The organism is Acidovorax sp. CF316 (assembly GCF_000276605.1).
Taxonomy (GTDB): domain Bacteria; phylum Pseudomonadota; class Gammaproteobacteria; order Burkholderiales; family Burkholderiaceae_C; genus Acidovorax.
This window is the reverse complement of the sequence record NZ_AKJX01000030.1, coordinates 25831-35839: the sequence shown is the minus strand read 5'-3', so window position 1 is coordinate 35839 and position 10009 is coordinate 25831. Positions and strand designations below refer to the sequence as shown.

The 10009-nt window shown below is 65.2% G+C and carries 11 protein-coding genes; all 11 read right to left on the bottom strand.

The annotated features are described in order from the left end of the window. Nucleotides 1-259: ParD-like family protein (locus PMI14_RS04435; RefSeq protein WP_007850231.1), on the bottom strand; the 259-nt coding region annotated here is incomplete at its 3' end. Between the two features lie 76 nt (nucleotides 260-335). Next, nucleotides 336-2444 carry a TonB-dependent receptor domain-containing protein gene (locus PMI14_RS04430; RefSeq protein WP_035202318.1) on the bottom strand — a complete coding sequence of 703 codons (2109 nt, stop codon included), beginning with the start codon at nucleotides 2442-2444 and terminating at the stop codon, nucleotides 336-338. Between the two features lie 227 nt (nucleotides 2445-2671). Beyond that, on the bottom strand, nucleotides 2672-3142 hold the full coding sequence (locus tag PMI14_RS04425; protein WP_238541800.1) for a hypothetical protein: 471 nt from the start codon (nucleotides 3140-3142) through the stop codon (nucleotides 2672-2674). A 16-nt stretch (nucleotides 3143-3158) separates the two neighbouring features. Then, nucleotides 3159-3749: a DUF3299 domain-containing protein gene (locus PMI14_RS04420; RefSeq protein WP_007850225.1), complete on the bottom strand. Its 591-nt coding sequence runs from the start codon at nucleotides 3747-3749 to the stop codon at nucleotides 3159-3161. A gap of 65 nt (nucleotides 3750-3814) precedes the next feature. Beyond that, nucleotides 3815-4069, bottom strand: a complete 255-nt coding sequence (locus PMI14_RS04415; RefSeq protein ID WP_007850211.1) for a hypothetical protein — start codon at nucleotides 4067-4069, stop codon at nucleotides 3815-3817. A gap of 32 nt (nucleotides 4070-4101) precedes the next feature. Next, complete coding sequence (locus PMI14_RS04410; RefSeq protein ID WP_007850208.1) at nucleotides 4102-5328, bottom strand: ABC transporter permease; 1227 nt, start codon at nucleotides 5326-5328, stop codon at nucleotides 4102-4104. 14 nt (nucleotides 5329-5342) lie between these two features. Further along, nucleotides 5343-6005: an ATP-binding cassette domain-containing protein gene (locus PMI14_RS04405; RefSeq protein WP_007850206.1), complete on the bottom strand. Its 663-nt coding sequence runs from the start codon at nucleotides 6003-6005 to the stop codon at nucleotides 5343-5345. After that, complete coding sequence (locus PMI14_RS04400) at nucleotides 6002-6427, bottom strand: transcriptional repressor (protein WP_007850204.1); 426 nt, start codon at nucleotides 6425-6427, stop codon at nucleotides 6002-6004. The genes PMI14_RS04405 and PMI14_RS04400 overlap by 4 nt, the downstream gene beginning before the upstream one ends. A gap of 240 nt (nucleotides 6428-6667) precedes the next feature. After that, complete coding sequence (gene msrA, locus PMI14_RS04395; protein WP_007850203.1) at nucleotides 6668-7213, bottom strand: peptide-methionine (S)-S-oxide reductase MsrA; 546 nt, start codon at nucleotides 7211-7213, stop codon at nucleotides 6668-6670. A 135-nt stretch (nucleotides 7214-7348) separates the two neighbouring features. Continuing rightward, nucleotides 7349-8488, bottom strand: coding sequence for a hypothetical protein (locus PMI14_RS04390; protein ID WP_007850202.1), 1140 nt, complete (start codon nucleotides 8486-8488; stop codon nucleotides 7349-7351). 11 nt (nucleotides 8489-8499) lie between these two features. Further along, a complete protein-coding gene (locus PMI14_RS04385; RefSeq protein WP_007850200.1) occupies nucleotides 8500-9999 on the bottom strand; it encodes an MBOAT family protein in 1500 nt (499 codons plus the stop codon). Nucleotides 10000-10009: the final 10 nt, after the last annotated feature.

Here is a 10009-nt window from a genome sequence, read left to right as displayed (position 1 = left end):
GGAGGCTGGTTTGGCTGCCGCTGCCGCCACCGGCAGGCGACGGAAGCGCCTGCGCCAGCGCAGCCAGGTCGAACCCGCCCGCCTGCTCGGCGCGGATCAGCAATTGGCAAATCTGGCTGTGGCTGAGCTCGGGGTGCAGCTCGGCGAGCATGCCCACGCGCATCCAGTGCTCGGCCTGTGCGTTGATGGAACGAGACAGCGCATTGCTGGCAATGCGCAGGTTCTCGTGCATTTGATCGGAAATTTTGACGATGCCCATGGGTTGAATTATACGAAACATATACGTTTCGTGTAAACCCATGCACTCCAGGGCCGGCCGCCGCCGGCCCTGGGGGTCAGAACGCGACCTTGACCCCCAGCGTCAGGTTGCGGCCCATCAGCGGTGCCGCGTTCTTGATGAAGGAGGTGTGGGCGTAGGCCAGGCGGTCCGTCAGGTTGTTGGCCTTGAGGTAGACCTGCCAGGGCGTTTCGCCGTTGTACTTGCCGCTGTAGCCCACGCCCAGGTTGAGCATGCCGTAGCCGGGCGTGGCCGACTCGAACTCGGCCACCCGGTTCTGGCGTGCCACCTGTACCCATTCGACCTGGCCGTCCCAGGCGTTCCAGTTGGCGTCCATGCGCACACCGGCGCGCGTGGCGGGGATGCGCGGCAGCAGACCGCCGCCGGCCAGGCGGGCGCGCACGGTGTCGCCGAACAGCGTGACGCCCAGGTTGCGCGTGATGCGCTGGCGCACCTGGCCTTCGATCCCCGTGAAGGTGGCGTCGGCCTGGGCGTACTGCAGCAGTTGCAGGCCGTCCACCGCGTCGAGCGTGCGGCCGTAGATGTAGTTGTTCACGCGGTTGCGGAACACGCTGGCGCTGAAGGTGGTGTCGCCGCTGGTCTTGCGCAGGCTCAGGTCGATGTTCTGCGAGGTTTCGGAACGCAGGTCGGCATTGCCGCGCTCGTAGGTGCTGGTGGCCATGTGCAGGCCGTTGGCGTACAGCTCCTCGGCCGAGGGCGCGCGGCTGGCGCGCGTGAGCGAGGCGCCCAGCGAGTAGCCGGGAGTGAACTGCCACACCGCACCCAGCGATGCCGAGGTGCCGTTGTGGCTGCGCTCGATGCCCGAATCCTGCGCCTCGGCCGTCTGGCGGTCATGGCGCAGCGCGCCTTCGAAGCGCCAGTCGCCCAGGCGGTATTCCTCCAGCAGGAACAGGCCGGTCTTGCGCGTCACCGTGGGCTGCACATAGGCCTCCTCGCCCTCGGCGCTGAACTTGCGCTGCGAAGTCTGCAGTCCGAACACGCCCTTGAAGCCGGCGATCGGTTCGTGCTGCAGCTCGAGGCGGGTGTCGTAGGCCTTGTTCTTGAAGGTGGTGCTGATGGCGCCGTCCTCCACCTCGTCGTGCTTGTAATCGGTCACGCCGGCACGCAGGCGCAGGGCCGAGAAGCCGGCGAACGGGTTGCGCAGCTCGCCGCGCACATCGAAGCGCTCGCTGCGCAGGTCCACCACCGGCACGTCGCCGGCCTCGGCGCCGTGGTCATGGTCGTGACCGTCCTCTTCGCCGTGTTCTGCGCAGTGCAGGTGGTTGCCATGGGTGTGGCAGCCCTCGAAGCTGTGGTTGTGGCCCGGCAGGCCGTAGCGCGCCGTCTGGCGCGTGTAGGCGGCGCCCAGGTAACCGCGCTCGCCCACCCAGGACAGGCCCACGCTGCCCGTGTCGGTGCGGTTGAAGCTGCCCAGCACCTTGCGGGCCGGCTCGCCATTGGGCGCCCAGCCCTTGCCCACGCGGTAGTCGCTGGCGTCGCGCGACACGCCTTCCACATGCACGGCCAGGTTGCCGGCGCCGCCGGTCAGCGAGAAGGCCCCTGCCCCTTCGCGCGCGCCGGTGTTGGCACGCAGCTCGGCGCTGCCTTCGTAACCCTTTTGTGGAATGGCGGTGGGAATCTTGCCATCGAGCACGTTGACCACGCCGCCCACGGCGCCGTTGCCATGCACCAGGGCGGACGGACCGCGCAGCACCTCGATCTGCGTGGCCAGCAGCGGCTCGGACACCACGGCATGGTCGGGGCTGATGGTGGAGGCATCGTGCAGCTCGGCGCCGTCGGACAGCACCTTGACGCGCGGGCCATCCATGCCGCGGATGATGGGGCGGCTCGCGCCCGCACCGAAGTGGCTGCTGGTGATGCCGGGTTCGCTATTGAGCGTCTCGCCCAGCGTTGCCTCGCGGCGGCGCACGAGCTCGTCGCCCTCGAGCACGCTCACGGGCGTGGTCATTTCGCTGGCGCCCAGTTGCAGGCCGCTGGCCGACACAGTGACCGAGGGCAGGCTGGGGGCATTGGTCGCGGCATCGGGTGCGGCAGGGGCGACCGTCTGGGCCAGGCTGCTGCCCGCCGAGAGCGCCAGCATGGCGGCCAGAGCGATGGGATGGAGCGCGGGACAGCGGGAGGTGGAGTGGAGCTGAGGTGTCGTCATGGTGTTCAGTGCAAAAGCGTGCGCGCAGCAAGGCAGCAGCCAGTCACGGGCGCACGCCTTCATGCCGCGGGGCATGAATCAAAGGAAAGAAAGAAAACGGGTATGCAGCCAGCCGCCTGGCGCGCAGGCGTCTACCGCAATGGATTCAGGGAAACAAGGACAGCGTGCGCGACGGGGCCAGGCCCCTGCCCTGCGGACCAGGCAGTCCACACAGGGGAACGCTGCCGTCAGGCGCGCAGCACGGGCGGCGGACCACGCGCCTGGAACAGCGCGGCATGGCGCGCCTGCACGCCGTCGGCATGCGTGGCCACCGGCGCAGCGGCCGGCGAATGGGGCAGCAGCACCAGGGCGGCGCTGTGCAGGGCATCGCCCAGCGCAAGCTGGTCGAGCAAAAGGCAGTCCACCAGGCTGTGGCTGGACAGGAAACCGCCGGCATCACCCGCCATGCCATGGGCGGCAGCGTGCTCTGCCGCCGCCAGCGCAACCAGCGCACCATGGCCCGCATGGATCTGCGCCAGCGGCTGGGCATGGGCGATCTGGTGCAGGCGACCCGCCGTGGGCACCCAGGCCAGCGCCAGCACCAGCCAGACCAGGGCCAGCCGGGCCGCCCATGCACGCGCACCCGTCCCTGGGGCCGGAGGCCCCAGGCGGATGGAGACGGCCTGCAGGGCCATCAACGGGGTGCGCGAGCGGTTCACGGCAAGGATGGTGGGCTTACTTCACCGGCACGGCCTCGACCACGCGGTAGTACAGGCCGTAGGGGTCGTTCTGCAGCACGGTGAACCGGCCCTCGACCACCACGGGTTCGAGCGAATAGCGCACGGGCGTCTTGGCCTTGACCTCGACCATGCTCTCGGGCCCGCCCGGAATGCAGAACGAGCAAGTCAGCGGTACGGAGGTGAGCAGAAAATGCGTCTGCGTGGCCTTGGCATCGAGCGGCATCATGAAGCCCTGGATGCGCTGCACCGTCTTGTCCATGCCCTGCTGCTGGGCGTTGAACACGGGCAGGATGCCGTCCTTGGTGGTCTTCTTGGTCAGGTCGCTGAGCACCGACCATGGCACCACGTCATTGCGCTGCGGCAGCGGCGCAATCGGGCTGTTGGGGCTGTGGTAGCCCGCGCCCGAGCCCGTCGGTGCCGTTCCCGGCATGGGCGAGCTGAGCACCGGCGCGTTGAAGGGCGCGCCGGCCGTCGCCGCAGGCTTGCTCTCGGCATGGGCGCTGCCCACCCCCGCCAGGGCGCAGGCCAGCACCAGCATGGCAGAGCGGGCTGGCAAGGAACGGGGCGAGGAGTGGTGGCGTTGCATGGAAAGTCCTTGGTGGCAGGGCTGACGTATTTTCTTACAGATGCGCAGGCGTCGCGTGCAATGGATCAGTGCACATGGCGCATGCCGCAGAATTTACCAATGCCCAGACCCTTGCAGGCCACCTGGAGTTCCTTCTGGCACTGGTCATGGCTCTTGCCCGATTCCAGGCACTTGGCGGCGGCCTCGTGCGCGGCGGCCATGGCGCGGTGGCGCTGGATGTCGGCCTTGGTCTCCTGGTCGGAATGCGCGCCCTGGGCCTGGGCGATGGAACCTGCCAGCAGCAAGGGAGCAATGGCCAGGGCGGTGAGCAGCTTTTTCATGGTGAACCTTTCAAGGACAGTTGGTAATCGAATCAGGGCTGGCTCAAGAGGTCTGCGACTTCCGTGCGATAGGCCTGCATGGCAGGCAACAGTGCGGCGAACACGGCCACGGCCCCGGCGATCAGCGGTACGCCGGCCTCGGCCGGCAGCCACACCAGGCCGCTCACGGGCAGCAGCCCTTGCGCCTGCAGCACCCAGCCCAGCACCTGGGCCAGGCCATGGCCCAGCAGCAGGCCCAGGGCCGAAGCCAGGGCGGCCAGCCACAGGGCCTCGCACAGCACCAGGCCGGCCACCCGTCCCGGCGGCGCGCCCAGCATGCGCAGCATGGCCAGGTCGGTGCGGCGCTCGCGCACGGCATTCCACAGCGCGATGAACACGCTGAGCGCGGCCACGGCCAGCAACACGCCGCCAAAGGCGCGCAGCACGTCGGCGCCCACGCCCAGCAGGCGCAGCAGGCGCGTGACCTCGATGGCCGGGGCTGCCGCCTGCATGGAGGTGTCGGCATTGATCTGGCGCGGCAGCGTGACGGCGGCCATGGGCGTGCGGTAGCGCAGCAGGGCCACGGTCACCTCGCGCTCTTCTTTGAGCACCGCCAGGTCTTCGGGCTCCGTGGCGGTGGCCGTCTCGTGCACCATCCAGACGGACTCGGTCGAGGTCAGGATGAGCCGGTCGAGCACGCAGCCGCAGGCGGCCAGCACGCCGGCCACGCGGTAGGGGTGCTCGCCATGCGCATGCCCTCCCCCGCCCAGGCCGTGGCTGCCGATGAAGGTGGCACCGACCAGCGGCGCCCCCGCATGCGCGCCACCCACGATGCCGCGCGCCACCGTGGCGCCCAGCACGGCGTCCATGGGCTGCTGCCAGGGCTGACCCTGATCCAGGGTGGCGCCATAGAGCGCCAGGTAGTCGGGCGTGGTGCCCACGATGCGAAAGCCCTGGTAGCTGTCGCCCAGGCTCAGCGGGATCACCTGCGCCACCAGCGGGTTCTTCTGCAGGGCCTGCACTTCCTGCAACGGGATGTTGCCCGTGGGCACGTCGATGTGGAACACGCCGGCCAGGATCAGCTGCAGCGGGCTGCCCTTGGCGCCCACCACGAGGTCGATGCCATCGAGGTCGCGCTCGAAGGCCCGGTCGAGTTGCGTGGCCACCAGCAGCACCAGGGTGATGGCGGCCAGGCCGAGCGTGAGCACCAGCAGGTTGAGCACGGCGGCCAGCGGGCGCGCCCACAGGTAGCGCCAGGAAAGGGAAAGAAGCTTGGCCATCGGATCGGTGGACGTCAGTCGGCGCGCAGGGCGTTCAGGTCGAGTTGCTGCAGGCCCGGTACAGAGGCCAGGGCCTGCACGACGCGCTGGTCGTGCGTGGCGACGACCAGGCTGGCATCGCAGGCGGCAGTGCTGGCCTGCAGCAGCGCCAGGGCATCGGCCGCGGCCTCGTCGTCGAGGCTGGCCGTGGGTTCGTCGGCCAGCAGGATCTGGGGCGTGAGCAGCACCGCGCGCGCCAGCGCCACGCGCTGCGCCTGCCCGCCCGAGAGCTGGTGCGGCCGGCGCGCCGCCAGCTCGGCCACGCCCACCTGGGCCAGAGCCCGGGTGATGGCCGCATCGTCACGCGGCAGCCCGGCCGCAAAGTACACCAGGGCCAGGTTGTCGGCCACCGTGAGCGCGCTGCTCAGATGCAGCTTTTGCGGCAGAAATCCGACACTGCGCGCGCGCCAGGCGTCGATCTCGGCGCCGCGCTGCGTGCCCAGCTGGGTGCTGGCCACGAACAGGTCGCCCCCCGCAGGGGAGCGCAGCCCGGCCATGAGGGCCAGCCAGGTCGACTTGCCAGTGCCTGAGCGACCGCGCAGCAGCAAGGTGCCGCCCTGGCGCAGGTCCACGTCGGGAAAGCGCAATGGCTCGCTGCCGTCTGTGTAGCGGTAGGAGAGGCCGCGGGTACGGATCATGCGGCGGCGCCACCGGCCGGGTGCGCGCAGCCGGCGCAGCGGCCGCGCACGGCGACGTCCACGGCCAGGCTCTCGTGCCCGGCGGTGGCCAGGGCGGCCAGCACCTGCTTGAGGGCCGACTGGACGCGTGCCGAGCCCTGCGCCAGGCGAAACTGGCGGTGGCAGTCGCCACACTCGAAGCGCGGCACGGTGGAGTCCTGGTCCTGCGAGGCCAGCGCGAACCGGGTCACGCGGGCCGCATCGACCTGCTTGTGCAGCAGGCCGGCGGCGGCAAAGCGGTCGAGCATGCGGTAGACGGTGACCTTGTTGACCGGCGCACCCGCCGCGGCCAGGGCTGCCTCCGCCTCGGACTCGGACAGCGCAGCATCGGGGCGCGCTTCATAAAGCGCAGCCAGCGCCCGCGTGGCCTTGGTGGCGCGCATGCCGGGCGGCAGGGCCCAGGAAGTGCCTGCGGCGGGGGAAGAAGGGGTGGAACGTGCAGTGGACATGGGCGACATCGCACCAGCAGGATGCCGGTAACGCAAGCGGATTGCATTATGCCCCGCGCAGGCCGAGCCCCGGAACAGAGACCCGCCACGGCAGGCGCCTTTGCCTCTGGCACGAAGAAAACCCGCCTTCACCAAGGCGAGGGCAATGGGGAGCCTGCGGGCCGCAGCCCTGGATCAGTCTTCCTTGAGGTACTTGCGGAAGGTCTTGCGGAACTTCTCCACCTTGGGTCCCACCACAAAGGCACAGTAGCCCTGGCCCGGGTGCTTGGCGAAGTAGTCCTGGTGGTAGTCCTCGGCCGTGCTGTAGTTGGCCAGGGGCTTGACCTCGGTGGTGATGGGCGCGCCGAACAGCTTGTCCTGCTCCAGCTGGCGCACCATGGCGTTGGCCAGCTCGCCATGGGCCGGGTTGTCGTAGTAGATGCCGCTGCGGTACTGGGTACCCACGTCGTTGCCCTGGCGGTTGAGCGTGGTCGGGTCATGCGTGTGGAAGAAAATCTCCAGGATCTCTTCGAGGCCGATTTCCTCGGCATCGAAGGTCAGGCGCACCACCTCGGCGTGGCCGGTATCGCCCCCGCAGATCTGTTCGTAGGTAGGCCGGATGGTCTGGCCGTTGGTGTAGCCGCTTTCCACGTCGGTGATACCGCGCACCCGGTCGAACACCGCCTCGGTGCACCAGAAGCAGCCGCCGCCCAGGGTGATGGTTTGCAGGTTCTCTGCCATGTCGGTCTCCATGCAATGACGTATTTCCATGGCATGGTACGCGGCCTGGGGTGCCGCAGTGCGGGCGGGGCCATTGCGACGGGTGGGGCTTGGCCGCCGCCCTCGCCTATTCGGGATGGCCAGGGCGCCTTGGCTTCACCGGGATTGGGCGTCTTTCGAGACAGCCTGATTCAACGTCCCCACAGGTGGAGGGGCGGTGAACCATCCATTTCTCGCATCTCTTTCCACCACCGTGAAAAAGACGTAGTCCGGTTTCCAGCTTTCGACCAGTTGAACCAAGCGCCCGCCGGGTTTGATGGCCTCGTGCCAATGCAATTGCAGTACGTCACTGAAGGTGCCCTCCATCATCAGCGCCATCGAGTCCCCAAATGAATCCCTGAGCCACAGCACTTTCTTGTTGTTCAAGGCATTGCTGGTGTGGACAAGGACAGGCTTGATCGGCGGTATCGTGGTCAGGTGCCCGCCCGTGTGCAGGACTTTCTGGGTGTCGAAGTCGATCCGGGTGGATTGCAAAGAAAACTCGGACGCGCCAATGGTCAATCGGGTATCGGAAAGCTGTGTCGGCAGCCGAAGAAAATTGGCCAGATCCCCGCCCTTGGTTTCCTGGCGGGATGTCAATGTATACGCTTCACTGGGTGGCCATCGCAGCTCTGGCACCGCGGCACCCACCTGCTGCGCAAAGGCGCGAAATCCCATCGCTGAGCCAAGATTGTTCCAATGGGTATCCAGCTTGTAGTAAAGATCAGCCGTCTGATGTGCCTTGGCTTCCAGCAAAGGCGCACGAAGGTCCACGTAGAGAACGTTGCCCGTTTCAGAAAACAGGGCATCCGTGGCATTGGGCAATACGGGCTGAGCCCAGCGAGGCAAATGCTCGGGGTAGATGCTTCCCTTGTTGGGGCCGATCATGACCCTGAAGAGTTGAACCCCTTTGCTTGCGAAATAGGCGTCCCAGGCAGCGGCGGCCACACCAATCTGTTTCGTCAGTTGCACATCTTCCTCCGAAGGCGGGTGGCGGGCAGCCGACAGCGTGGCCTGGAATGAATCGCCCAGGAAAAGCCAGCCGTCACGGCCGATGACGACGCTCTTGGAATTGATGCTGATTCCCAATGGATACAGCCATTTCGCCGCAAAGCTCGATGCGAAATCCATGTTGTAGAAAAATGACTTCTCCCACTTGATCGCTTCAAGGTTGCGTACGCGAGAAATATTGACCGCAGGCACTATCAGCAGACTTGCCAACAGGGCGATCAAGAAAATTCTTGCCCGATGTTTCATCGTGATTATTATTAGAAATTGAAGTACAGGAACACCGAGCTTGTGGTTGCCAGCATGGCGTAAATCGCGATGGAGAAAAGAAGTCCACCGCAAGCAAGCTTGGCATTGCCCAAGGGTCCGCTGGCTATCTCCATTGAATTTTTCTGGCGAATGATGGCAAAGGCAAAGACAATGGCGATGTATACAGGCAATTGCCCAACCAGCCCTGCAGGAAGGTATTGCAGCAAGACATCGGAAAACCAGCCAGCCCACGCAAAGTCGGATGTGGATGCCGAGGCAATGGACTCTCCCAGGATCGAGCGAAAATCAACCATCCCCTGCAACACGCGCTCCGCATCTTCCATTGTTTTTGCACGGAAGAAAACCCACGTGATATTCACGAACACAAAAGTCAACAGCCATGCCAAGGCTGTTGGCATTGGGCGCCCCCACTTCTTCCACAATCGGTGAACTCCGAGTGCCCCTCCATGCAGGGCGCCCCATATGACAAACATCCATGTCGCACCGTGCCAAAGGCCACCCAGCACGAATGTGATGAAAATATTGATGTACGTCTGGTATTCCGCCCCTCGGTTACCACCCATCGGAATGTAAAGATAGTCCCGCAAAAAACTGCTGAGAGTGATGTGCCAGCGTCGCCAGAAATCCTGGATGCTCAGTGATTTATAGGGCGAGTTGAAATTGATGGGCAATGAAATATTGAACAGCAACGAGGCGCCTATGGCCATGTCGCAGTATCCGCTGAAGTCGAAATACAGCTGAAAGGTGTATGCCAGGCTGGTGGCCCATGCTGCGAAAAACCCGAGATCCTGGCCTCCGTCGAACCCGGCGTCCGCCCAGCCCGCAAAGTTGTCTGCAATGACCACTTTCTTGAACAGGCCGATGGCAAAAATGAACAGCCCCTTGAGAATGTTCGACTTTCTCAGCATCAAAGTCCAGCGCGAGGCGAACTGGGGCATGATTTGCTGGTGATGAACGATCGGTCCCGCAATCAGGTGCGGGAAAAACGTCACGAACAGCGAGTAGTTCAGTATTCCATATTTTGCGGTCTCCCCACGGTAGCTATCCACCAGATACACGATTTGCGTGAATGTGAAAAAGCTGATCCCCAGTGGCAGCACGATGTGGGGAAGGGCATGCGCCGTACCGAAAATGGTGTTGACGTTGTCAATCAGGAAATCGGTGTACTTGTAGTACCCCAGCACCACCAGATTGGCGGCAATACCGGCGGCAAGAATGGTTTTTCTGCTGAATCCCCGGTTCGATTTTCGCGTATCGCCGGGGGACGCAGAATACGACCTCGCCAGCCGTGAGCCAACCAGGAAGTTCAAGAAAATGGAGGCCAGAATCAGCGGCAGGTACTTGATGTTCCAGTACGAGTAGAAAAACAGGCTGGCTATGACGAGCCAGGCCTTTCCAGCAGTGATCCAATGCCGGTGATTCATCAAGAAATAGACGAGCACCACGATCGGCAGGTAGACCAGAATGAACTGCCACGAACTGAAAACCATATTTACAGGC

Coding starts and splice junctions, on each gene's coding strand:
- PMI14_RS04430 (WP_035202318.1), bottom strand. CDS start 2,444: ATGACGACACCTCAGCTCCACTCCACCTCCCGCTGTCCCGCGCTCCAT.
- PMI14_RS04420 (WP_007850225.1), bottom strand. CDS start 3,749: ATGCAACGCCACCACTCCTCGCCCCGTTCCTTGCCAGCCCGCTCTGCC.
- PMI14_RS04415 (WP_007850211.1), bottom strand. CDS start 4,069: ATGAAAAAGCTGCTCACCGCCCTGGCCATTGCTCCCTTGCTGCTGGCA.
- PMI14_RS04410 (WP_007850208.1), bottom strand. CDS start 5,328: ATGGCCAAGCTTCTTTCCCTTTCCTGGCGCTACCTGTGGGCGCGCCCG.
- PMI14_RS04405 (WP_007850206.1), bottom strand. CDS start 6,005: ATGATCCGTACCCGCGGCCTCTCCTACCGCTACACAGACGGCAGCGAG.
- PMI14_RS04400 (WP_007850204.1), bottom strand. CDS start 6,427: ATGCGCGCCACCAAGGCCACGCGGGCGCTGGCTGCGCTTTATGAAGCG.
- msrA (WP_007850203.1), bottom strand. CDS start 7,213: ATGGCAGAGAACCTGCAAACCATCACCCTGGGCGGCGGCTGCTTCTGG.
- PMI14_RS04390 (WP_007850202.1), bottom strand. CDS start 8,488: ATGAAACATCGGGCAAGAATTTTCTTGATCGCCCTGTTGGCAAGTCTG.
- PMI14_RS04385 (WP_007850200.1), bottom strand. CDS start 9,999: ATGGTTTTCAGTTCGTGGCAGTTCATTCTGGTCTACCTGCCGATCGTG.